Source organism: Lachnospiraceae bacterium KGMB03038, assembly GCA_007361935.1.
Classification (GTDB): Bacteria; Bacillota; Clostridia; order Lachnospirales; family Lachnospiraceae; genus Massilistercora.
This window is the reverse complement of sequence record CP041667.1, coordinates 420542-444026: the sequence shown is the minus strand read 5'-3', so window position 1 is coordinate 444026 and position 23485 is coordinate 420542. Positions and strand designations below refer to the sequence as shown.

Annotated in this window: 19 protein-coding genes; 4 read left to right on the top strand and 15 right to left on the bottom strand. The window is 46.7% G+C overall.

Annotated elements, in window-relative coordinates; translation table 11 throughout:
• Positions 1 to 9: 9 nt before the first annotated feature.
• The 9 genes from FND36_02090 to FND36_02050 all read right to left on the bottom strand — a co-directional run bounded on the left by FND36_02090 (position 10) and on the right by FND36_02050 (position 5071).
• Positions 10 to 420, bottom strand: a complete 411-nt coding sequence (locus tag FND36_02090) for a winged helix-turn-helix transcriptional regulator (protein QDW72935.1) — start codon at positions 418 to 420, stop codon at positions 10 to 12.
• Positions 420 to 818 carry a GntR family transcriptional regulator gene (locus tag FND36_02085; protein QDW72934.1) on the bottom strand — a complete coding sequence of 133 codons (399 nt, stop codon included), beginning with the start codon at positions 816 to 818 and terminating at the stop codon, positions 420 to 422. The genes FND36_02090 and FND36_02085 overlap by 1 nt, the downstream gene beginning before the upstream one ends.
• Before the next feature lie 106 nt (positions 819 to 924).
• Positions 925 to 1539 carry an SdpI family protein gene (locus FND36_02080; protein QDW72933.1) on the bottom strand — a complete coding sequence of 205 codons (615 nt, stop codon included), beginning with the start codon at positions 1537 to 1539 and terminating at the stop codon, positions 925 to 927.
• The gene (locus FND36_02075) at positions 1526 to 1825 is read right to left on the bottom strand and encodes a winged helix-turn-helix transcriptional regulator (GenBank protein QDW72932.1); all 300 of its coding nucleotides are present in this window, start codon (positions 1823 to 1825) and stop codon (positions 1526 to 1528) included. The genes FND36_02080 and FND36_02075 overlap by 14 nt, the downstream gene beginning before the upstream one ends.
• Before the next feature lie 33 nt (positions 1826 to 1858).
• Positions 1859 to 2065 carry a DUF1648 domain-containing protein gene (locus FND36_02070; protein QDW72931.1) on the bottom strand — a complete coding sequence of 69 codons (207 nt, stop codon included), beginning with the start codon at positions 2063 to 2065 and terminating at the stop codon, positions 1859 to 1861.
• A 44-nt stretch (positions 2066 to 2109) separates the two neighbouring features.
• Positions 2110 to 3705: a hypothetical protein gene (locus FND36_02065; GenBank protein QDW72930.1), complete on the bottom strand. Its 1596-nt coding sequence runs from the start codon at positions 3703 to 3705 to the stop codon at positions 2110 to 2112.
• Entirely contained in the window at positions 3656 to 4408 is a 753-nt protein-coding gene (locus tag FND36_02060; GenBank protein ID QDW72929.1) for an ABC transporter ATP-binding protein, read from the bottom strand. The genes FND36_02065 and FND36_02060 overlap by 50 nt, the downstream gene beginning before the upstream one ends.
• 131 nt (positions 4409 to 4539) lie before the next feature.
• On the bottom strand, positions 4540 to 4803 hold the full coding sequence (locus tag FND36_02055; protein QDW72928.1) for a hypothetical protein: 264 nt from the start codon (positions 4801 to 4803) through the stop codon (positions 4540 to 4542).
• Positions 4804 to 4930: 127 nt separating this feature from the next.
• The gene (locus tag FND36_02050) at positions 4931 to 5071 is read right to left on the bottom strand and encodes a conjugal transfer protein (GenBank protein ID QDW75513.1); all 141 of its coding nucleotides are present in this window, start codon (positions 5069 to 5071) and stop codon (positions 4931 to 4933) included.
• Positions 5072 to 5595: 524 nt separating this feature from the next.
• Here FND36_02050 and FND36_02045 point away from each other — a divergent pair.
• Both FND36_02045 and FND36_02040 read left to right on the top strand, forming a co-directional pair.
• Positions 5596 to 6036, top strand: a complete 441-nt coding sequence (locus FND36_02045; protein ID QDW72927.1) for a MobC family plasmid mobilization relaxosome protein — start codon at positions 5596 to 5598, stop codon at positions 6034 to 6036.
• Entirely contained in the window at positions 6008 to 7633 is a 1626-nt protein-coding gene (locus FND36_02040; GenBank protein QDW72926.1) for a rlx protein, read from the top strand. Before FND36_02045 ends, FND36_02040 begins: the two co-directional genes overlap by 29 nt.
• A 59-nt stretch (positions 7634 to 7692) precedes the next feature.
• Here the strand turns inward: FND36_02040 and FND36_02035 are convergent, their stop codons facing one another.
• The 5 genes from FND36_02035 to FND36_02015 are packed head-to-tail and all read right to left on the bottom strand — an operon-like array spanning position 7693 to position 20650.
• Entirely contained in the window at positions 7693 to 8547 is an 855-nt protein-coding gene (locus tag FND36_02035) for a DUF4316 domain-containing protein (GenBank protein ID QDW72925.1), read from the bottom strand.
• Positions 8547 to 8780 carry a hypothetical protein gene (locus FND36_02030; protein QDW72924.1) on the bottom strand — a complete coding sequence of 78 codons (234 nt, stop codon included), beginning with the start codon at positions 8778 to 8780 and terminating at the stop codon, positions 8547 to 8549. The genes FND36_02035 and FND36_02030 overlap by 1 nt, the downstream gene beginning before the upstream one ends.
• The gene (locus tag FND36_02025; GenBank protein ID QDW72923.1) at positions 8777 to 11812 is read right to left on the bottom strand and encodes a DUF3849 domain-containing protein; all 3036 of its coding nucleotides are present in this window, start codon (positions 11810 to 11812) and stop codon (positions 8777 to 8779) included. The genes FND36_02030 and FND36_02025 overlap by 4 nt, the downstream gene beginning before the upstream one ends.
• Positions 11813 to 11824: 12 nt before the next feature.
• Positions 11825 to 12349, bottom strand: a complete 525-nt coding sequence (locus FND36_02020) for a sugar-phospahte nucleotidyltransferase (protein QDW72922.1) — start codon at positions 12347 to 12349, stop codon at positions 11825 to 11827.
• A gap of 60 nt (positions 12350 to 12409) precedes the next feature.
• Positions 12410 to 20650, bottom strand: a complete 8241-nt coding sequence (locus tag FND36_02015; protein QDW72921.1) for a DNA methylase — start codon at positions 20648 to 20650, stop codon at positions 12410 to 12412.
• 123 nt (positions 20651 to 20773) lie between these two features.
• Here FND36_02015 and FND36_02010 point away from each other — a divergent pair, with 123 nt between their 5' ends.
• Positions 20774 to 21037: a type II toxin-antitoxin system Phd/YefM family antitoxin gene (locus FND36_02010; GenBank protein QDW72920.1), complete on the top strand. Its 264-nt coding sequence runs from the start codon at positions 20774 to 20776 to the stop codon at positions 21035 to 21037.
• Positions 21034 to 21360: a type II toxin-antitoxin system RelE/ParE family toxin gene (locus tag FND36_02005; protein ID QDW72919.1), complete on the top strand. Its 327-nt coding sequence runs from the start codon at positions 21034 to 21036 to the stop codon at positions 21358 to 21360. The genes FND36_02010 and FND36_02005 overlap by 4 nt, the downstream gene beginning before the upstream one ends.
• 33 nt (positions 21361 to 21393) lie before the next feature.
• On the opposite strand, the gene topB is transcribed toward FND36_02005, so the two are convergent.
• On the bottom strand, positions 21394 to 23469 hold the full coding sequence (gene topB / locus FND36_02000; GenBank protein ID QDW72918.1) for a DNA topoisomerase III: 2076 nt from the start codon (positions 23467 to 23469) through the stop codon (positions 21394 to 21396).
• Positions 23470 to 23485 lie beyond the last annotated feature (16 nt).

Here is a 23485-nt window from a genome sequence, read left to right as displayed (position 1 = left end):
TTTGATTGTCTATTCCTTTGGTATGACGAACTTATAGCCGGTATGGATCATGGTCTGGATATAAACCGGCTGCGCCGGATCAGGCTCTATCTTCTTGCGGAGCTGGTGGATGATACTGACAACCGCATGGCGGCATGTGTCGCTGTCCTCATTCCAGACCGCCTCAAAAATCTGCTGCTGGCTGAACACCCGTCCGGGCTGTTGCGCCAGATAAAGTAGGACGCTAAATTCCAGATGGGTCAGCGGTATTTCTGTCTCTCCTCGGAACACCTGTCGCTGATAGGGATAGATTGTGAGGCCGGGAAAGGAAATGACCGGTGCTGCCTGTGGTTGCACGGGTCTGATTTCCGGTTCATCAGACAGAATGGATAATATTTTCCGGAAAACTCTTTCCTCATTTTCTTTAAAGGTCAAGACCATTACTTTCCCATGTTATCACCTGCCTTTATAGTCTTTACGGGTTCAATAATCTGCGGGGGTTTTAATAAAATATTTAATAACGATTGTTTGTCAATTCCGATTTTGTATAAGATATTTATTAAATTACATATTTCTTTTTGTGCTAGTGCATATCTTCTGTCCTCAATATTTTCCACTACAAAATACCCTTTAGTCCGGTAAGTATATATAATATTTTCATTCTTCAAAAGATTAAGTGCATTACTAATCGTATTTGGATTGACACAATATTTCTTAGCATACTCTCTGATACTAGGTAATGGCGTATTGCCTTTCATGCGGTTTGAGAATATGTCTATTTTAATATCCTCTGCAATTCTCTGGTATTTGTATTGTTTAGCATACGAATTATTATTCATTTTTTCGATCCGGTTAATAATTTTTGAATAGTTACAATTAGTTGATATCTGTATTTTCCGGCTAACAAATATCAATGATTATTTTTTCACGATTTTGATAGAGCTATTATTTGTGCTTACGGTTGGTATTTACACAAAATAATGAATAAACACACACAATTATAATCCAAAAGCCAACACCAAACATAAAGATTATGTTATTATCGGGAACAAACAAAACAAGTAAGCATTGAATGATACCAAATGGAATGGCTGTATATCCAGCAAATCTATGTGTTTTTTGCCAGCATAGTTTGTCTTTTAAAATCCAAGGCAATTTAAACCCGATACGGCTGCGGTAAGGCATTTGTGGTAACAAATTTCCGACTAATACCATTAAGCCTCCCACGATAAGCACAATGCCTCTCATGTAATTCATCTTTAACCCGCAATATTTAGCTATCGTGACAAAATAGAAAAGAAATATCCCAAGCCCCAAGAAGTTAATCGCAGTTAGAGTAATATCATTTCTTACTTCATTGTCACTTTTGGAGATTTTGTGAGGGAAAAAGGCTACAATGGCTAATAAAAGTAGAATAGCAAAACAAATTCCAATAAAAACCCAACGGGGAGGACTTTGCATAAACAAAGGGATTTCACCGGGGAGATAATTAAAACACAGAGCCGTCCCTATGATGAATATAATCAAGAATATCATATTTAGATTTTTATATAGTTTCATTTTCGTTTCCCTCTTTTCCTGTCGCTTTGTTTGTATCAAAAAACTCCAAAAAAGCGCCTAAAGTTGTTTGCAATACCGAAGCATTAAGAGAATAAGTAACGGACATTCCTGTTCGTTCACTTGTCACTAATCTTGCTTCTTTCAAAATATCAAGATGTTTTGATATGGCAGGCTTTGAAATGGTAAAATTTTCAGAAATTTCTTTTGCTGTCATATCACCGTTTGCAAGTAACTTCAGGATTTGTCGTCTGGTATCATCAGATAGTGCTTTGAATACAGTGGTCATCTAAACTAAGCTCCTTTCTACATAATACTGTATTCATTTTTTCTTGTGTGTAAATTGATGATAGATCAAATACGGAACAGGTGTAAGCAGCAGGATAAAATACTTACTCGCATACCAGCCAGCTTCACCATTTACATCGAAATGAAACGGTATCTTGTCTGGAAGGAAAAATGTTGCCACAAACAATATGACAAAGGTTCCAATCAATAACACCGCGGGGATCAAATTCTTTTTACTCATAGTTTCTTCCTCCTTTTAATTGTCTAACATATTTTGAAAGGTAATTACTCTTGATTAGATGTAATTCCTATACACATAAGTAAAATTAGAACACTTACACTGCATGATAGAAAGGTTATAATGCCTCCGGCAGCGAATCCTTTCTGAAGCATTTTTGCTACCGCAAAGAAATACCCTATTGAAATTGCGATACAAAGTAAAATGGACAAAACCACATTAACATTTTGTTTGATCGCTTCTGTTTCATTCGTCCAGTCTAATTTTGGACGTTTCATGTCTATAAATACTCCGATCAAGTTCCATAACGTTGCAAATAATATGCCAACGAAAGCGATTATTCCTATCTGTATAAAACCATAATTAAAATAAACCTTGAATATTAAGCAATTTATGATAATTCCCATAATTGAGATACTTGTAGAAAATAGGGCTTTCACAAACGCCTGCCACTTTAATGAATAAGGAATGATTTTCGTTATCCAAAAACTTGCCCCCTCTCTGGAAAAACTGCTTGAAGCCACTACATTGATTGCGGACGTAAGTACAATTACCGCAAGCGCAAACAATACTGCATAAAAGGAAAATTCCGGTGCTGATACTAAGGCTCTTATTTGTTCTATGCTCTCTGCGGTTGCGCTGATCCGAAAAGACAGAGGCAATAAAAATGGTGTAATAAAAATTCCAAACAATCCATTTATAACATACGCCGGATTACGGAAAAAAGTTTGATACTCTTTCTTAAGATAGCTTCTCAGCTTTGACGATGAATTGTATTTCACTGCCTTTAAGCGAGTCCGCCCCTCTTTATCATAAATGGCATAATTCTTTCCAATCACAAAATTACTCAAATAGTAATATCCGGCAATGAATACAGCCACAAGTATAATGCAGAACAGCTTTAATCCGGGATGAAAGCTGACATACTGATTATAGAACGGGAATGGTACAATAAAATCATTATCCCAGTTCAGCAAGTCTTGTTCTACGCCGATTTGCCCGTTTGATAATAGAACTCTGATTACACCGCCTGCGAAATACACCGCTATTCCTGTGACTACCAGAATTGTTCTCATACGTTTAAGAAGCATGGCAATTTTCAAGCAAAGTGTGACAAGAACCGCCAGAGGGAACACAACAATATGAGGGAGTATCGCTGCCGCAGAGATATATGTGATGATCACAGAAAATTCTCTCATGTATTGCATTTGAATTATACACATGGGAAACAGCAGTAAAATTTCAATTCCGTAGCAAAACAAGATCACTGTAATGTACTTACCGGTGAAAATGTCGCAGGGCCTTAATGGAAATAATTGCAAGCGTTCTATATCCTTTGAAAAGCAAAAAATATTTATCAGTAGGAAGGCGCTCACTACCGAGAGTATCATCGCTACCGCAAACAGTACAAGCCGTAAAAACAAAGCCTCCAACCCAAGCTCGGATAGTCCAGCATAAAGTTGGCCAAGCATTTGAAAATAGTAATAATAGAACACACCTACAATACTTAAAATAAAGCAAGTCAGCACGATAAAGTAAGTATCGGGGCGTTCTTTCAATTTATACCGGAAGTTCAAAAAGCTGAAATTGATCTTACTTATTGTTTTGCTTAATTGAAAAATCTTTGTCCATCGGTACATCATTAACCACCTCCATATAAATATCCTCCAAAGAAGTATCGGAAGGGTTATCTCGAAGCTCGATTGTTTTCTTAATTGTTCCAGCTTGCATAATAACAATTTTATCACACAAATTTTCACAAATTTCCAATATGTGAGATGAGAACAGAACAGATTTCCCATAAGCCGTTCTGGATTTAATCAATTCCTTTAATACCTGAACAGCTTCTACATCCAGTCCAGTCATCGGTTCATCTAATACCCAAAGCAGGGGATCATTAACCAACGAAGCTATAATAGCAATTTTCTGCTTTGTTCCATGAGATAATTTTTTAATAGGGCTGTTCAGATATTTTTCAACCTGAAACGCTTTTATCAGCGGAGTATAAATTTTATCTCTTGTTTCAGAAGGTACTTCGTACATATCGGCTATGAAATTCAAATATTCTTTTCCCGTAAGATTGTTGTATATGTCATGGTTGTCAGAGACATAGTTAATTTGTTTCTTGTATTGCATGGGATGTAGATTCAGTGAGTAATTGCTAAGGCAGATAGAACCTTTTTCAATCGGTAACAATCCTAATATCAGCTTTAAGGTTGTAGTTTTCCCAACCCCGTTCTTTCCTAACAGACCAACGATTTCTCCATCTAATACAGAAAAAGTAAGATCGGTCAGCACAGGAACATGAGGTTGATAATGAAAAGACAAGCCGGACACTTCTAACACTGGAACCACCACCTTTCACAGCTTTTAACCTTTTGGTTAATTGGTTAATTATAATATATACTTTTCCCTGCGAAATGTCAATAGAAACCATAGGCAAACTAATTCCTTTTCTATTGGTCATTGAGAAGATACTATTTTCCAGAACACATCCCGCCCTGACAGGGATATTTCAACGCCCGGATCAGATAAGCCGGTGTCTTGTATTCCGGCGGCGTGTACCGGCTTTCCTGTACCGGTGCGGTCGGGTCAGTGTGCGGACGGTTAAGGATCAACATTTCCGCTGTCGGTTTCCCTGTTTTGGTGCGGATAAAATGATAGCCTTTTAGCTGCGCCCACTGTTTCTGATAGACCTTACAGGGCAGGTAGATACTGCCGCAAGTCGGGCAGCGTTCCACCTTTAAGATCAGCTTTTTCCCACGCCGGTTCAGAAATACGCCAAGATAAGGAATCTTCTGTGCCGCACAGCAGGCGTTCTTTGGCTTTCCCCTTTATCCAGCGTCAGGCTCTCGCCCTCGCCAATGATCAGATAACGAACATATTCAGTTGACGTACTGCTATCAGCGTTTCATGTTTGCATTTCAGACAGTATAGTGGGAAATTTTCAAGAACCGTATCTTCCCGGATTTTTAACCGGATTTTACAGCCACAGACTGGACATAAAATCCATAAAGTTTAAGTAACCTTCTGTAAGCTGGCATTACCGTATACTGTACGGTACATCCATTAAAGACAATGCCGCTGTCTCCCTAAATAGAAAGACTGTTACTGGAATTACGAGCAATGCCTCCGCTTTTCGCATCCACAACAGCATTGTTAGCACTTTCTAAATTTAGTTATACGGCATTTTATTTCTGCCACAAAAAGTTTTATTAAATAAATCCTCCCATAAACTTCCGCTAATCAGCTTTATGATGGGGACACTTTTTCAGAGCAAGTTTCGCCTGCGTAACTCAAAACCCACTTCTTGGCTTTTGCTTACCCGGCAAACTTGATGGGGATTCCGCTCCCCATACCCTCGGTTCCAGCGCATTTATTTAATGTGTTATTACGGCTCCTGTGAAAGACAGTCGCAGCGTGATCGGTTCCCATCACGAAAAAAAATCATTTTAAAAATATTCATTTCGTTCTCTTTATGCTCTTTAAATCGGCTTATAGTATGAATACAAGTTTTAGCAGAAAGGAATTTTATGGCTAGACCGAGAAAACAAAAGGAACTGAGGCGCACCCACCCCGTCATGCTCCGTTTCACGGACACAGAGTATGAACGCCTTTTATCCCTTGCAGAATCCGCAAGCCTTCCCCTCGCAGAGTATATCCGGAAACAAGTCACAGGGAAACAGGTGAAAATCAAATATGAGATTGTGGCAGATCTGCCGGAACTTAAAAAGCTGATCGCAGAGTTTGGCAAGATCGGAAGTAACCTAAATCAGATTGCCCGCCACTTTAACAGCGGCGGTATCCATTCACAGGAAATGCGAACAAGAATTAACCAGGGGATTTCTGATATTTATGAGATGAAGTACGAAGTTTTGAAAATGACAGGAGACTTCCTCTCCCTCTCTCCGGGAGATGCTTCTGGTCAGAAAGGAGACTCCTTCCATGGCAATCCTGAAGCATATCGCCAGTAAAAATGCCGATTATGGGGAGGCACAGCGTTATCTGATGTTTCAATATAATGAAGATACCATGAAGCCGATCCTGGATGAGAATGGCAGGCTGATTCCCCGTGAAGAATATTACCTGGACGGCATCAACTGTGATCCTTTTACTTTTGATATGGAATGTAAAGAACTGAACGCACAGTACCGTAAAAATCAGACCTATGATGAAATCAAATCTCATCATTACATTTTGAGTTTTGATCCAAAAGATGTGGAAGAAGGCGGGCTGACCGGAGAGCGGGCGCAGCAGCTCGGCCTGGAGTATGCCAGGAAAAATTTTCCCGGTCATCAGGCTCTGGTCTGTACTCATACGGACGGGCATAACAGAAGCAGCAACATCCATGTACATATTGTAATTAACAGCCTGCGGAAACTTGATGTGGAACGCCGGGACTTCATGGAACGTCCCTGCGATTCCCGTGCCGGTTTTAAACATCATCTCACGAATGATTACCTCTCCTATCTGAAACAGGATGTGATGGATCTGTGCCATCGGGAACAGCTCCACCAGGTTGATCTGCTCTCTCCTGCGGAAAAGAAAATAACTGACCGGGAATATCACGCACGGCGCAGAGGGCAGAAAAAAATGGACAAGTTGAACCGGGAAATGACTGCCGGCGGCATCACCCCACGCAAAACAAAATTTGAAACACAGAAAGATTTCCTCCGCAGCGCCATTGAAGAATCTGCCGCTTCCGCTCACAGTCTGGAAGAATTTCAGAAGCTGCTCACTGAAAAATACCATATTTCCCTCAAGGTCAGCCGTGGACGATTCAGCTATCTCCATCCGGAGCGTGGGAAATATATTACAGGGCGAAGCCTGGGAACACGATATGAAAAGGAATATCTACTGTCAGTTTGGGAGAAAAATGCCAGACGCCTGCAGCACCTGCCGCCTGGAGCAGCCATATCCGACGAGCGCTCTGCCTTTGCGGATCAGAATGATCTACCCGCTTTCGTCTTTATCAAATCCGATCTCCGGCTTGTGGTTGACCTGCAAAGCTGCGCTAAAGCGCAGGCCAGTTCTGCTTATGCCCGGAAAGTCCGATTGTCCAATTTACAGCAGATGGCAAAAACTGTCGCATATATCCAGGAGCACGGATATGACACCGAAGATGATCTGAAAAACGCATTTACAGAAGCACAGGCACAGACCGCCGATATGCGAAAAGCGCTCCGCTCTACGGAAAAGAAATTGCGGCAGGTGAATGAACAGATCCATTATACAGGACAATACCTGGCAAATAAATCTGTATACCGCCAGTATCTTAACAGCAGGAATAAGAAGAAGTTCCGCCAGGAACATCAGACAGAAATCACTCTTTATGAAACTGCCCGTAAGGTACTGAAAGGATACTCGGAAGATGGAAAGCTGCCGTCCATGAAGCTCCTGAAAGCAGAAAAGGAAAAACTGACTGCACGGAAAAACAGCCAGTATGACGCATACCAGAATCTCCGGAAATATGTAAAAGAGTTGAATACTGTCCAGGCAAACCTAGCAGCTTTCCTGGGGAAAGACCGCTCCCGGCAGAATGAACAGGAAAAAGATAACGCACGTTCCTGACCTTGTGTCCTAAAAAAAGGAAGATGCCTGCCCCCATGAGCAAAACATCTTCCTCTTTTTTATTTTCTTCTCCGCTCCATTTCTTCTTCCGCCGCCATCTGCGGCACAGGCTTCCCGCTCTTTCTGGCAATCTCCGCCTGCTTCAGATGGAGACGATCCAGGACAGAGATACGCTCCCCGATCTTCCGTGGTTTCAATGGCAAATTGTTCATGCGCCCGTCGATCATATCATAATTCTGTTCTTCTGTAATCTCTGCGCTCCGCAGATATTCCCCGTTTTCATAGGCTTTCTGCCAGTTTTCCAAAACCGGCTTATCTTGTTTAACCTCTGCAGGCTCCGTCTTTTGCGGATGCAGATACTCACGGATCTGCTGTTTGACGGTTTCATCAAAACCATGGAAAACATTGTCCACTACCAGATTTCCGTCCCCGTCAAGGACTACATTTGCCGCCTGCGCCCCGTATGCGGTATGCTCCATCAGGAAAAATTCCCGGCCATCTATGATGATGCTGTCGTATGCAAGCCAGCTTCCCTCTTTTCCCTCGATATGGAAGTCTATCGTATCATAAGAGATCAGCGCACCGGAAGAACCCAGGCGGAGAAAGCCCGCAATCACGATAAATCCCTCTTTATCCACATAGTAAGCGGTAATCTCACCATTGCTGTTTAAGACAAGCACATCACTGACACTAAGGGAATGGCAGGCTATGGAACGGGGCGGATGTTCTTCCAGACGTTTCCGGATGCTTGCGGGCGTATCGCCGTTTTTCATCCGCCCCAGATATACCTGCCCATAATTCTCATGGCGCACCGGGATTTTCTTCTCCTGCAGCTCCTTATAACAGCGGAACCGGATCAGGCGGTTTTCCGGCGTTGTCTTTAGCTGATACCATGCAAACTGATTGACTTCCACTATTCCTCTCCCTCCGCTAGTTCCTGCCGGTATTCTTCCAGATCCATTACAGAAAATTCCTGATCTGTTAGCTGCTCCATCTTTTTTAGCGTACTGTTTACAAGTGTGAGCATCTCCGTATCTTCTTTCACAAAGGGAAGTATCCTACGAATCTCCTGCATGGTTTCCGTCCGGCAGTTCTTTTTAAACATTGCTATGACAAAACGTTCATCTTCTTCAAATCTTACTCTCATATCTCCGGTTCTCCTTTCCTGTGTCCCTGGGTTTTCTTTTCCGCTTTCTGTTTTGCCTGACGTTCCCTGAGCGCCGCAAGAACGGACTGGCGCACTCCGGTAGGTTTTTCTGCTTCCTGCCTCTGTACATTCTGTGCCTGTTTGTCCTGTTCTTCCCGGCCAGCCTCATGCTTTGGCTGCACTTCATTTTCTTTCTGGTTCTCCTTTATCAGCATTTCTTCCAGATCCGCCATGGCTTTCTGCACCAATGGACTCTCTTTATAGTGGGGAACCAGTTCAATCGCATCTTTTGAGATCACTCCTGCCCGCATAAGCTCATAATCCCCGTCATACATACTTCCATCTTCCAGCCGGAAACCAATCCCTTTGATCCCGTTTATCCGTTCCGATGGGATTTCTTTGTATTTCTGAAAGGCTTCCTCCAGTGTCAGATTGCCGTAATACTCCCCCAGCACCGGGAACTCCATGCACTCGGCAGCATAAAAACAGATAGACGCCTCTTTTTGCGTCGTGGCAATCTCCTGCCTCTTTTCCACTTCATCTAAAAACCCTTCCAGTTCCATTACTTTGTAATTGACAGGCTTCCCGCCGGCTTCGCCGGAGAGGATATCTTCAATCGCTTCCTGCTCGGAAACATCTTCATTTTCATAGATACCCCCGTCAATCTCCCGGTAATCCGCATCGTAAAAGGTATAATCATACCCGCCATCTGTAGACTGGATAAAAAAATACTGCTCCATTCCCGGAAGGAAATAGACCGCCTCCATATCCCGGTTATCCAGATAAAAAACGGCCCGGTTCACAGCATCTGTCACCTCCGGATTCATCCACTTCCCACTTAAAGATACCTTTTCAATATCTTCTACTTCCTCAATTCCGTTTTTACAGCAGATCAGGGGCATCCTAGAAGTGACAGGCTCCCGGCTTTCCATACCGAGCTGTTTGTCTAAGTGGTTTGGATGAACATGATAAGTTTCCAGGGCTTCCTTTAGTGTGGCAAAATACTGATACTCCCGGTCTGCTTTGTCCCCATATGTGTCATTTACCACATAAAACTGCTTAATAAACGGTTCCGGTACTTTCTCATACAAATACTCCGTGACCGCTTTCATAGCACCGGCACCAAATCCATGCTCCAAGTCCTCCGCAACCAGCTTCCCATCCGCATCTAAAATAATACCGCCTACAGTATCGCCATATTCATCATGTTCCATCCGGTAAAATTTCTCACCGGCAATCTCTTTTGATTCAGCCGTATGCCAGGTTCCGAAATATCCTTCTGCCCGAAAGCCTTTTGTCTCTGCCGTTACCTGTGCCGTCTCTTTCTCTATAAGCTGTTCCCTTGCTCCTATTGTCTGCCTCGCAAGGTCAATAAAACCGTCCAGCACCGCCGGGTGGCTAGTTACAACATAATCGGCGTTTAAATCCATGCCACGGCTGATATTCTCCGGGATTTTAAAGCTATCCGCCCATTCCTTTGTCTCTTTGGAAAGCCGCCCGTCAGCTTTAAGATGCTGGACAGTACAGGCAAGCACAAATGACACTCTCTCTGATCCGTATGCCTCTACCACATCTGACGCAGCATCCTCTGCCAAATGATACCCGTCAAAATGTTCGCTAATTGCCGTTTCAATCGCCTTCTTACAGTCCAGGTTCAGCTTCCGGGAGTCCAGATAAGCATCCACATTTTTATGTTCCATAGCGTAGGATAAATCCGACAGATAAAGCGGCGGGTATTCTTTTGTCTCCAGATGTATTTCAGTAATGGCCATTCTCTGCTGCGCAAATCCCGGCAACTCCTGATAGCCGAAGCTGTCTACATAGTGAGCCGTCAGTTCCCCATCCTTTTTCAGCACCACTACATCGCTTACAGACAGGGAATGTCCCGTATAGTCATCCGGATGAGCCACATTAAACTTTTCATAGAGAGTCTCAAGAGTATCATTATTTTCCAACACATCCCCATAAATAAACTGATAATCCTCCCCATCTACAGACAGCCTCTTTTCCTGCAGATAGCTCATTCCCATAAAGCGGTACTGATTTCCTTTACTGTCGTCTCTTATCTGATAAATCCCGTATCTATCCTGTTCGCTTTGGAAAAGCGCTGTTTCCTGATGACGCTGCGTTTCCCTCTGGATCTCCCGTATCCTTTCTTCTATCTGATCGATCATTTCTCCGGCGGTTTTCCGGATAGTGTCCATGGAATCCCGGAGTTCTTTCATATTCTTATCACTGCTCCAGCCGGCAATATAAGGGAAAGAATAATCAGAGGTATCCAGACCAAAGTGCTGGCAGACCGTATAAGCTATGCTTTCCGCTTCAACCTCCCTTGTCATTTGATCCTTTTTCTCCCCCAGTTCTTCCATAAGATCCCTGTCATGGAGTTTTGCGTGAGCGGTTTCATGGATGCTCGTTTTCACAGTCTGCATCTCACTCATACCTTCCTGGATTACATTCTCTTTCTCTGTACTGCTGTAATATCCTTTTGCTCCGCTCTCGATCTCGTCAAACCGAAACGGCACCGGAGAAACATCCTGAATGGCCCGCATGAAAATCTCATAATTTCCCACACTCCCTGTCAGTTCTGGTGTCTCCAATTCCGGTAACGGCTCTCCCTCCGTCTGTGACACATCAAATACCGTGGTGATTCGGAAACGGGGAATGGTGTACACCACTTCTTCCGTTTCCGGCGTACCATCCGGTTTTAAGACCGGCTCCATAGTAGCCGGATCGATCTTCTCGACTTCTTCCTTTTCCCGGATCGGTGCCGGGGCAATGATCTGTATCCCCTTTTCCCCACGCCTGACCTGCCGTTTAAACTTTTTCTGCCATGCCTGATACCCGGCAACAAGGCTTGCATCTGGCTTCTGAAGATGAATCAGGAGCGTATTGTTAAAACTGTAATTGTGAAATTGCGACATGGTTTTCAAATATTCCATGTACATTTCCGAAGTAAAGATTTCCTTTACTCCCTGTTCCAGACGCTCCATAATCTCTTTCATTTTCTTGTTTCTGTCTTTTTCCGCCATATCTGTCCCCCTCTATTCCAATAAACTTGTATCCAGGTAATCAAATTCCAGTTGCCGTTTACAAATCCCCTGACAGAGATAACAGCTCTGGAATGGAACCCTTGTGCTTTTTCTTTGATTGTCTGTATCATAATTCACTCTGGGGCTTAGCCACAGCAGCTCTATGTGCTGCTGTCGAAACATTTCAAATCTGTCCTTTTGATCAAAAATCCCCTGGAAGTTGATCAGCATAGCAAAAGGAATCTGCAGTTCAAATAATCGCTGAAATACTTCCCCTTTCCGACTGTATGGAGGATTGCTGACGATATAATCACAAGAGGGTACTGGAAAATCAAAAAAATCCTGCCCCGTCTGGATATGCCCATAAACCACATGGAAACCATGCCCCTGAAACACTTTCACATATTGGCTGTCGCTCTTATCAAAGGGACACCATATAGATGCATTCTTTTTCAGTCGTTTCAGGATTGGATATACCGCATAAGCCGGAGTACGGTACTCGTCATTTTTATTAAAGTTGTATTGTATCTGTGACATTTACTTTCCTTTCTTCTAGCATAAAATCCCGCCAGATTTCTGACGGGATTTCTATACAAATCAAAGTTCCACTGCTTGTTTCCTCACAGCCGAAGGATGGCTGCCCCTCTGTTCTGCAATCCGGGTTTTCGCATTTTCCAGTTTTTCCAGTACAGACGGCCTGTGGGGGCTGTCTGCAACAACGGCTTTCTCCGCTACCCTCCCGGCATAATTTACCTTGCTTCTCGGCTGGTCTGCCGCCTCTGTCACATCCTCCGCTCCAAGCGCTTCCGAGGGGGCTTTTTCGTCCATATTCAATAGAACGTTCAGCTCTGCCAGACGTTCAGACTTTTCCGCCAGTTCTTCTTCCTTGTCAAAGGGTTTTGCCACTTCCTCTTTCGCTGTCTCTAACTGCTGCTGTAATGTTTCCAGTTTCTGTTGTGTCTCTGCCACTCTCTTTTCAATACCGGACAGCGTATTGCTGATCCTCTGCAGATTCCCCAGGGCATCCTTCCCGACCTCAATCTTATAGCTGCACTGGCGTTTCAACGTCACCATATATTTCTGGTTAAAGCTGTCAAACTCCGCACTCATCTGGAATCCGTAAAATTCCCCGACCTGCCCGGAGGTTTTCACCGCCTTTAGCCCGGCGCAGGCAGCGATCAGCGCTGTCCCCGCCTCTTTTCTGTCCGTGTATTCCTTGCCGCCAATCGTCATGGAAAACTCGTCCTTTTCTTTCCCCTTTTCCAAGAGCGGCCTCACTGCCTGGAAATCGGATTGCAGCCCCTCCAGACGTTCTTTCGCCGCTGTAATCTGCATGGGATAATTTTTAGCGATATCCTCCTCCAAACGGTACTTCTGGCTGGTATGGTTGGCTTTCATCAGTTTCAGCTTGCTCACCTGGATGTCCAGATCCATCTTTTCCTTGATATACGGATTTCCCGTGGCAAGAGCCTTGATCTCCGCATAGGAAAGCGCCGCATCATCCACATCCTCACAGGCACGGACAGGGCTTTTTGAAGTCATGATTTGGCTTATGAATTTCTGCTTGTTTTCCAAAATCTGCCACATATAGGCATCGAAGGTGTTTTCCGTCACATACCGGAAGATCTTTACCTTTTTATTCTGGTTTCCCTGCCGGAGAATACGCCCCTCCTGTTGTTCCAGGTCTACCGGCTTCCACGGGCAGTCCAGATGATGGAGAGCGATCAGCCTGTCCTGGATATTGGTTCCCGCCCCCAGCTTTGGCGTTGAACCAAGCAGGATACGCACTTTCCCGGAACGCACCTTTGCGAACAGTTCCGCTTTCCTTGTCTCTGTCCCTGCTTCATGGATAAAAGCGATTTCCTCCCTGGGAATGCCTTTTGCCACCAGCTTTTCCCTCACATCATCATATACATTAAAAGAACCGTCATTTTTCGGCGTGGAAAGGTCACAGAAGATAAGCTGTGTGGAACGGTTCTGTGCTGTCTCCTGCCAGATATCAAAGGCATTTTTTACACAACGGTTTACCTTACTATCCGGGTAATCCGGGAGCATATCGTTGATAAGCCTCTGATCCAGGGCGCACTTACGTCCATCATTGGTAATCTTAAGCATATTATCTTCACGAGGCTCCACAGCGCCGGCCCGCACCAATTCCGCCCGGTCAGCAAAGGTACTGACCAGATCTTCCTGCTCCGGGCTGGGCTTCAATACCTCGTTGATGTACTCTGCTTCCGGCACAGGGAGGTGCAGCATATCCGCTGTCTGAATATCAGCAGATTCTTTAAACAGGGAAATTAACTCCGGAAGATTAAAAAAACGGGCAAACCGTGTTTTTGCACGGTAGCCCGTTCCTTCCGGCGATAACTCTATCGCCGTCACTGTCTCCCCAAAAGCGGCGGCCCAGGAGTCAAAATGTCCCAGACCCATCTTCTGGATAGTATCATACTGCAGGTAACGCATGATCGTATAAAGCTCCACCATACTGTTTGAGACAGGCGTCCCCGTAGCGAAAGTCACGCCACACCCGCCGGTAATCTCGTCCAGATACTGGCACTTTGCAAACATATCGGAGCTTTTCTGTGCATCCGTCTGTGCAATCCCCGCAATGTTCCTCATTTTGGTATAAAGAAACAGATTTTTGTAAAAATGACTCTCATCCACAAACAGCCGGTCTACACCGAGCTGCTCAAATGTCACCACATCATCTTTTCTGGACTGATCATTGAGCCGCTCCAGTTTCGTTTCCAGGTTCTTCCTTGTCTTTTCCATCTGCTTTACGGTATAGTGTGTTCCTTCCTGGGCAGCCGCCTCCTCAATCGCCATGGTGATCTCATCAATCTGTTTTTCAATGGACAATGCCTGCCGTTCTCGTGACAAGGGAATCCGCTCAAACTGGCTGTGTCCAATGATGATAGCGTCATAATCCCCTGTAGCAATCCGGGAACAGAACTTCTTCCGATTAGCAGGCTCAAAGTCTTTTTTCGTTGCCACAAGCACATTGGCGTTTGGATACAGCCGCAGGAAGTCGCTGCCCCATTGTTCCGTCAAGTGGTTTGGAACTACATATAAATTCTTCTGCGACAGTCCAAGCCGCTTACTCTCCATGCCGGCAGCGATCATCTGAAAAGTCTTTCCCGCACCCACGCAATGGGCAAGCAGCGTATTATGTCCGTAAAGGATATGGGCAACGGCGTTCTTCTGGTGGGGCATCAGCGTGATTTCCGGTGTCATCCCGGCAAACTGGATATGGCTGCCGTCATATTCACGGGGACGGATACTATTGAAAAGCTCATTATATTTCCGGCATAACGTTTCCCGCCTGTCCATATCCCGGAAGATCCATTCCCGGAAAGATTCTTTGATCAGCTCCTGCTTCTGCTGTGCAAGCATAGTTTCTTTTTTATTGAGGACTCTCTTTTCATTGCCATCTTCTTGCACTGTGTCATAAATTTTCGTGTCACGCAGATTTAAGGCGTCCTCTAAAAGCCGATAAGCGTTTGCCCGCTGTGTGCCGTAGGTGGCAGTCACACGGGGATTGCGGTAGTCCGCATTTTTCCCGCTTACATTCCACTGTCCGTTGACCGGGGCATATTTGACTTCAATCTTCCGTCCAAGCAGATAGTCCGGTGTCTCAAACAGTTCTCCCATAAACTGTGTGATATAGTCCGGATCAATCCAGGTTGCACCTAAACGCACCTCGATTTCTGACGCATCCAGATCTTTCGGCTGCACTCGTTCCAATGCCTGAACATTGATCTCGTACTCCGGATGGTTCTCCGCAAAAGTCCTTGCTGTTGCCAGCTTCTCCCGCACATTGCCGGACAGGTATTCATCCGAGGTTTCCCACGCTTCTGTTACCGGGTTTTTGAAGATCACTCCTGTCAGATCTTCGGTTACTTGCTCTTCTGTTTTCCCGGAAAGCTCCGCCATAAATGGCACATCTACTTTGGCCCGTTCCCCAATGGACACGGCTAAAGCTTCACTGGCTGTATCCACAGAAGTCACCGCTTCCGGCTTCCGGATCGTCCGTTTGGTGAAAATATCCGCTTTCCGTTTCAGATTCCCGCTTTCATCCAGGATTTCCAATGAGGCGAGCAGACAATAACTGCTGTCCTGGGAGAACGCCCGCTTGTTGGCATTGCTGCTGATCAGCCCGTATCTTCCGGTAAAGCGGTCATATGCCTGATTGAGTTTCTCCTGCAGGGAATGGACTTTTTCATCACTTCCATCCTCTAGCTGGCACTGCAGAAGTGCCTGCGTCAAGTCACGAAGCTCGATCATTCCCAGGACACGCTCTGTTGTCATGACAGGCAGCTCCATCCGGTTCATCCGGGAATTTTCCCGGTAATACACAGCGCCGTCCACGTTGGCAAAGCTGAAATTTTTAATGGACGGGTCTGCCGGTATGGAAGTGTCAATCTCTCCTAAGTCAGAATCCTCCAACTCGATCTCTGTGATCGTGCCGTGGATATGGCTGACCGCCTCCTTTAACTGCTCCGCCAGATCTGCACCCTCAATAGGCTGACAGGTGAGCTGTGGGCCAAAAGGGCCGGATACAATCTTCTGCTCCCCAAGCACCATCTCTGGATGGTTCTGGAAATAACGGTTGACGGTGACAAAGTTATGGGAGGTTTCCCCTTTGTCATTGGTATACTCCTCCCGCAAAAGTTCATCCGTTTGTACCCACTCCGGCAGCTCCTTCCCAAGCATCCGGGGAGCATCCAGCTTCTGCAGGAACAGGATATCCGTATTCATCCTTGTCCCAGCATTGGCCTGGAACGCATTGTTTGGGAGACGGATCGCTCCAAGCAGCTCACAGCGCTGTGCAATATACTCTCTGGCTTTCGCATCCTGCTTGTCCATGGTTCCGCCGCTGATCCCATTAGACGTTACAAAGGCGATCACACCGCCAGGACGTACTTTATCAATGGTCTTTGCAATGAAGTAATCGTGGACGAAAAATTTCTGCCGGTCATAGCGACGGTCTATCAGCTTATATCCGCCAAAGGGAATATTTCCCACCGCCACATCAAAGAAACCGTCCGGAAACTCCGTCTTTTCATATCCGCTGATGGTAATATCCGCTTCCGGGTAAAGGAGCTTTGCGATCCTTCCGGAAATGCTGTCCAGCTCCACGCCATACATGTTCAGCCCATCCATGCCCTCCGGCGCCAGACCCAGGAAATTTCCGATCCCGCAGGACGGCTCCAGAACATTCCCTTTCTCCAGCCCCATATTTTCCAGTGCTTCATACATCGCTTTAATCACCACCGGCGGCGTGTAAAAGGCGTTCAGGGTGGATTCCCTTGCCGCCTTATATTCCTCCGGATCAAGTTCCGCATACAGTTCTGTAAATTCCTCCGACCAGGCTTCATTTCGTTCCTCGAATGCTTCCTGCAGGCCGCCCCATCCCACATAGCGAGATAAGATTTCCTGTTCTTCCGGTGTGGCGGTTGTCCGTCCTTCCTGTTCGATCTGGTGGAGCAGACGGATCGCATCCATGTTGGCACGGAACTTTTCTTTTGCGTTCCCGGTTCCAATAGTCTCGTCCGTAATACGAAAATTGACTGCCTTTTCCTGCTGTCCTAAAGCCGGAGCCGGCTCCTTTTCCACTGGCTCTAAAGGGATATGGTAATACTGCCGGATGATGTTGATGGTGTCCAGGGACATCACCTCTGTGGTAAGATGTTCCAGCTCCCTCTTTACAGCCGCCTGGTTGTCTGTCTCCAGGCGCTCCAGTACGTCAAGGATCAACTGCATCTGTTCCGGGGAGAACTCCGGGTTTAACACCGGCGTCACATCCTGTCCTTTTTCAGCGGCTGCATAGATGACATCCACCTGCTCCGGGGAAAGCACATCAAAGGATACCCCCGCTTTCTCCATCTTTTCCGTGATCTGTTCCTCAAGGACAGTATAAATGGCATCCTGTTCTTCTTCCGTCAAGATCCTCTCTAACTGCCCCGGCTCCCGTTTTTCCGATTCCTGTCCTGGTTCATCCGTTTCCGGCGTCTCCACTGGAGATACCTTTTCTCCTGCATTTTCCGGCTCTATTACCGTTTCTGAAGTTGTCTCCGCTTCTTCTGTCTGTTTCGCTATTATCTCCTGTGGCTCTTTTTCCGGAACACTTTCTCCCATAAAGTCAAAGAGAGACAACTGCTGTCCTGTTGCCTCCACTTCTATCTCTTTCTTCTGTTCCGGAAATATCGTATACGTTCCGTCAATATAATCATGGATCACCGAGAGGGTTTCCGCCCTTTCCTCATACTCCGGGAAGTCCAAAGGTAAGGCAGCAAGGGCGGCGTCCATCTTTGATGCCAATTCTTCTGCAGTATCCGGTTCTTCCAGAAGCTGCGGCAGACGTTTCCTTGCATCCTCGTTCAAAAGATCTTCTTGAAATGGCCGCTCGATCTCCTCCGGCATCCGGGAATAAAAACGGATGATCCTCCTGGCTAGAACCTCCCGTTCATATGCCGGCATACGGGAGTAGTCCCCGGCTTTCAGGTACATCCCCTGGTCTATGAGCTGTTGGACACGCTTTGCTGCCTGGGGCCACTTCAAAAGTTCTGTAGCTTCCGGTTTTAAATAATCCCCCCGACATAGTTTGATCCCTTTCCCGTCATAGTCCGCATGGGAATCATCTGCCCCGGATAAGGCATGGCTGCACCCGCCGATCCCATATCTTTCTTTGAGGAAATCTGCCTTTTCCTTTGCTGTTTTCTCCTGGATAAAAAAAGCGTAGGTACTTAAACGTCCATCCGAGTAAGGGCCTCCCCCGGCAAGAAACGAATCAATCTCATCCTGGGTAATAAAAATTTCATGTTCCTGCCACTGAAAGCCTTCTCTTGACTGATAAGGCACTGCTTCCTTTGCAAACTTCTGGAACTGTGCTGCCACTTTGTCCGGGCGGTAATGGTGAAACCTCATTAAATCTTTGTCAGTTTCATAGGCTTCTGCCAGCCCCGCCAGACGCTCATTTAACTCTGCCAGATACTCTGGCTGTGCGATCAGCTTTTCAATCCGCTCTGTCTTTTCAGGATAACCATATCCAAATTGGTGTTCTGTTCCAAAAACAATCTCCGCTACACCTTCCGCCATATCCCCGTGCATAAAGGCAAGCGCCTGTGCATGTTCTTTTATGGCGTTTTCTCTTGCTGCATCCAGAACCGCCTGGGGAGCATATTCCCCCTGCCTTAAAAGCTGATGAATCCGCCCGCTCACATCCTCCCAGGACAGAAATGTTTTATCCAGAATCCGGTCATGTACGGTATGCCCCACAGCGATCTGCATCCCCAGCTCATCATACCAGACAGAATACTCTTTCCCACCGATCACAAGCCCGATACCGCCCGTGCCATACTCCCGCCGCACAAAATCCGTGTATTCCTCCGGTGTCTGCTCAACCATGAAATTATAGATGATCCGCAGATGGCTTCTGTCTTTGTTGCCGCCTTTTCTTAAAACTTCATCAATTACATCCGCAGGAATGGCAGTTTCCCCGGCATACAGAGCCGCCTGCCGTTCCTCAATCGAACGGATCTGCTGTTCCACGGTGGGAAATTCGGGCAAAGATAAAGCAGAGGCTTCTATCTCCTCTGCTTCACTCAAATCCTGTTCTCTTGTTTCCTCCCCTAGCTGTATACCAATTCCGTCAGCACGGTTTCCTCCGCCATCTGTGTCAGGCTGTTCATGTGTGCTGTCCACGCCATCTGATCCGTCTCTTTGTCCGGTGCCGGGTATACCGTAAGAAGCCCGTCCAGAAGGATCTCCATCCTCTCCTGCGCCGCTTTCTCTATCTCTGACAGATGGTTGTCCAGCTTCCCGCTGACCAGCAGGCTCTGGTACAGGTTCTCCTTGTGTTCTCTCAGGTATGTTCTCCGCAGCATCCCGTATTTCCCGATGGTCTGCGGTTCTTCCGTCAGTGTCAGGTTCGGAAACAGGTAGTCTCCCTTGCGGTGATAGGTCAGTTCCATTTGTTTTCCCTCCTTCATCATTTTCGCTTTCACGAATTAACGTGTTAAATTTATTATAAGGTACTTCCTTCTTTTTTGCAACCGTTTTCTCTGGATTTTCTTTCTGTCTCGCTTCACGCTCGGCCTGTCGGATCGTGCGCCCAATGTCACGAAGTACCGGCTCCACAAGCTGGCTGGTGGCATTTCCTAAGAATGCCAAGACAGACAGATCATTATAATCCGTGATCCCAAAGAAATCCGCTTCCTCCAGGTATTTCGCCGGCTCCAGTCCACAGCGCCGTGCCAGGGTATAAAAGGCGCTGTTTGCCAGAAGGGTACGGAACTCCACCCGGATCGTATCCTCGTCCAATCCCTCCAGAAACGTACCGGGGATGGCATACTCCATGCCATCCATGGCTTCCTCTAAACTATCCGCCGCCATGTCCTCTGCAACCTGCCGCAGCGCAGAGGGCAGGTCTGGAGCCTCCTCCCCGTTTAACCCGTAAGTATCTGTCAGATGGTTCAGAAGCATTTCCCGCTGATCTTCTTTCAGCCGCCACAGATATGGTCTCCTTCCTCCCCTCACTGGATGGGTATCCGATACGTCAAACACATACCGCAGCACTCGCCTCGGCCCGGTATCGTCAATCAGGGCAATCCCTTTTGCTCCCCGGTTCACCCACCGGCGCATCTTCTCATTCCACACTTCCAGCTCCGCACAGGCCGTAGCGTCCGGGCGCTGTGCATGGATCAGAAGTGTATCAGAGAAAGGATAGCGGTAGAGCCTGGAAGCAGTATCCAGATAGCGCATCCAGTCCCGTGGGGAACCGCTGACTTCCTTTGCCGTTTCCCTTGCCAGGAAACGGATGTCATTCATTTTCGCCATATAAATCCTCCTGTAAATAAAAGTTCTGTGTGCTTCTCTCTGCATAAAATCCCGGATATTTTTCTTTTCCCATTTACAATATAAAGAAATTCAGTTATAATTTCTTTATAAGGAGGTGCTTTTATGCCAAATATCCGTTCAAGCGCAGATCTGCGCAACAGCTATAACGAAATTTCCACTTTCTGCCATGAATATGCGGAGCCTGTTTTCATTACCAAAAACGGCAAAGGCGATCTTGCCGTTATGAGCATTGAGGCGTATGAACAGCTCGCAGGCCGCTGTGAGTTATACGGGCTTCTCCAGGAAGGCATGGATGACCTTTCTTCCGGGAAAACCCGCCCATTCTCTGAGGCAATGGCAGATATACGGAGCCGGCGCAGGCGATGAGTTACCATCTGCATATCACCAGCGTTGCAGAACGGGATATTTCCCAGGCTGCCGATTATATTGAGTTTGTCCTGAAAAATCCCAAAGCCGCTGACGATCTCCTTGAGGAAACGGATCAGAAGATCAATGCCTTGCTTCCGTTTCCCCAGGAACATCCCATTGTAGAGGATAAGCTGCTGGCTGCCTGGGGCATCCGCTTCACACAGATCAAAAACTATCTTGCTTTTTACGTGATAGAAGAAAACCAGGTGACAGTGATCCGTTTCCTATATGCCAAAAGCGACTGGATCTCCATCTTAAAGGTAGGCTTTCCTCTCGTTTAAGCCTGACCTTCCCGCAGCCTTTGCGGGAAGGTTTTATTTTTTCTTCTTCGGGAACTCCAGGCGGAAAGCAGCCTTGCCATCTGCCGCCTCCAGCATAAGATACGCCGCAAACGTGCGTCCCTTTTTCTGCGAATACAGATCCAGCACATACGTCCGCCCGTCTTTTAAAAGCTCTGCCGCCATCTTTTTGTCGATCATTTTCTTCATCCCGGACAGATACCGGTTCTCTTTCCAGAGGGAAAACCCGCACTCCCGGTTCCCACAGAAGAAATTCCGCTTACTCTCATAGACAGGGCTTCCGCACACCGGGCAGGTTCCAATGCTCTCCCTGGAATAAAAACGGTTCTGTTCTTCCACGGATATTTTCCCGCACTCCAGCAGCATCCGGTCAATCAGTTCTACGATCCCCTCCAGAAATTCCTGCCCGCACAGCTCTCCTTTTTCGATCCGGAGCAGACGGTTTTCCCACTCTGCTGTCATAGCGGCTGACCGCAGATACTCCGGCAGCACCGAGATCAGGTCTGCCCCGTCCTGGGTAGCGAAAAGCTGTTTTCCCTTTCTTACGGCATAACCGGAAGATACCAACTTTTCAATAATGGACGCCCTGGTTGCTGGCGTTCCAAGCCCCTTTTTCTCTGTCTCCTCGTCAAATTCCTGATTGCCGGCAGTCTCCATTGCGGACAGCAGGGTATCCTCACTGTATGGCTTCGGCGGCGTTGTGTAATGCTCCGATATACTGGCTGTAACCGGGTGGAATGTCTGCCCCTCTGTCACAGCGGGGATGGTTCGCTCCTCCCCGTCTTTACGGACTTTTGTGCCTAAACGCTCACGAAACGCCGCTTCTACTGCTTTCCATCCCATTTCCTGAACAGCTTTCCCTTTTGCCTGGAAGTTTTCCCCCGCACAGGATACCCGGACTTCCGTCTCCTGAAACACATGCTTCTGCGCCCCGGCGCAAAGCAACCGGACGCTGATCAACTGCAGGATGTCCTGCTCTCCTTTGGACAGCTCCTGCAGATCACAGCCCTTTAACTCTGCTGTAGGGATGATCGCATGGTGATCCGAGACTTTACTGTTATCCATCGTTCGCTTTACATCCGGTTCCTGCGGATATAGCGAGGAAAATCCGTATTTTTCACACGCCATTGTAATCGCCTGCCGTGCGGTCTGCTCCATATCCTCCGTCAGATACTGGCTGTCCGTCCGGGGATAGGTTACCAGCTTTTGCTCGTAAAGGCTCTGGGTAAAATCCAGTGTTTCCTTTGCCGTATAGCCAAAGTAACGGTTGCTTTCCCTCTGGAGCGTGGTCAGATCATACAGCTTCGGGGGATGGACGGCCTTTTCCACAGATGAGCAGAATTCCACTGTGGCAGTCCCGCCCTCACAGGCTTCCTGAATACGCTTGACCTCCCTGGGATCAAACAGCTTTTCTTTTACGACCTCCAGACCATCACAGTCTAAATGAAGATTATAGTATTTCTCTTTCTGGAAATGGGCGATCTGTTCTCCCCGCTCCACCAGCATTTCCAGTGTGGGTGTCTGCACCCGTCCCACCACCAGGCGTTTAAAATATTTTGTGGTAAAAGCTCTGGTGGCGTTCATCCCAATGAGCCAGTCCGCTTTTGCCCGGCAGACAGCCGCTTCATAGAGGTTCTGGTATTCTGCTCCCTCTTTTAAGTGGGCAAATCCGTCCCGGATCGCACCATCCTCCATAGAGCTGATCCAGATCCGCTTAATGGGAAGATGGCTCCCAGACAGTTCATAGACCCGTCCAAAGATCAGTTCCCCCTCCCGCCCGGCATCACAGCCATTTACCACATAATCCACATCTTTCCGGTTCAGCAGTTTTTTTAACACAGAAAACTGCCCCTTTTTCTCTTTCGCCACAGCCATCTGCCATTTTTCCGGCAGGATCGGGAGATCTTCAAACTCCCACTTTTGGTACTTTTCCTCATAGCCCTCCGGCGGTACATACTCCGCCAGATGCCCCAGGCACCAGCTTACCAGCCAGCCATTTCCCTCCAGATAGCCGTCCTGCCGCTTGTCCGCCCCCAACACTTTCGCATAGGCTAACGCCACACTGGGCTTCTCCCCTAATACTAAATACATCCAATACTCCTTTCCG

Coding starts and splice junctions, on each gene's coding strand:
- FND36_02090 (QDW72935.1), bottom strand. CDS start 420: ATGGTCTTGACCTTTAAAGAAAATGAGGAAAGAGTTTTCCGGAAAATA.
- FND36_02085 (QDW72934.1), bottom strand. CDS start 818: ATGAATAATAATTCGTATGCTAAACAATACAAATACCAGAGAATTGCA.
- FND36_02080 (QDW72933.1), bottom strand. CDS start 1,539: ATGAAACTATATAAAAATCTAAATATGATATTCTTGATTATATTCATC.
- FND36_02075 (QDW72932.1), bottom strand. CDS start 1,825: ATGACCACTGTATTCAAAGCACTATCTGATGATACCAGACGACAAATC.
- FND36_02070 (QDW72931.1), bottom strand. CDS start 2,065: ATGAGTAAAAAGAATTTGATCCCCGCGGTGTTATTGATTGGAACCTTT.
- FND36_02065 (QDW72930.1), bottom strand. CDS start 3,705: ATGATGTACCGATGGACAAAGATTTTTCAATTAAGCAAAACAATAAGT.
- FND36_02045 (QDW72927.1), top strand. CDS start 5,596: ATGGCTAGACCGAGAAAACAAAAGGAACTGAGGCGCACCCACCCCGTC.
- FND36_02040 (QDW72926.1), top strand. CDS start 6,008: ATGGCAATCCTGAAGCATATCGCCAGTAAAAATGCCGATTATGGGGAG.
- FND36_02030 (QDW72924.1), bottom strand. CDS start 8,780: ATGAGAGTAAGATTTGAAGAAGATGAACGTTTTGTCATAGCAATGTTT.
- FND36_02025 (QDW72923.1), bottom strand. CDS start 11,812: ATGGCGGAAAAAGACAGAAACAAGAAAATGAAAGAGATTATGGAGCGT.
- FND36_02020 (QDW72922.1), bottom strand. CDS start 12,349: ATGTCACAGATACAATACAACTTTAATAAAAATGACGAGTACCGTACT.
- FND36_02015 (QDW72921.1), bottom strand. CDS start 20,650: ATGGCGAAAATGAATGACATCCGTTTCCTGGCAAGGGAAACGGCAAAG.
- FND36_02010 (QDW72920.1), top strand. CDS start 20,774: ATGCCAAATATCCGTTCAAGCGCAGATCTGCGCAACAGCTATAACGAA.
- FND36_02005 (QDW72919.1), top strand. CDS start 21,034: ATGAGTTACCATCTGCATATCACCAGCGTTGCAGAACGGGATATTTCC.
- topB (QDW72918.1), bottom strand. CDS start 23,469: ATGTATTTAGTATTAGGGGAGAAGCCCAGTGTGGCGTTAGCCTATGCG.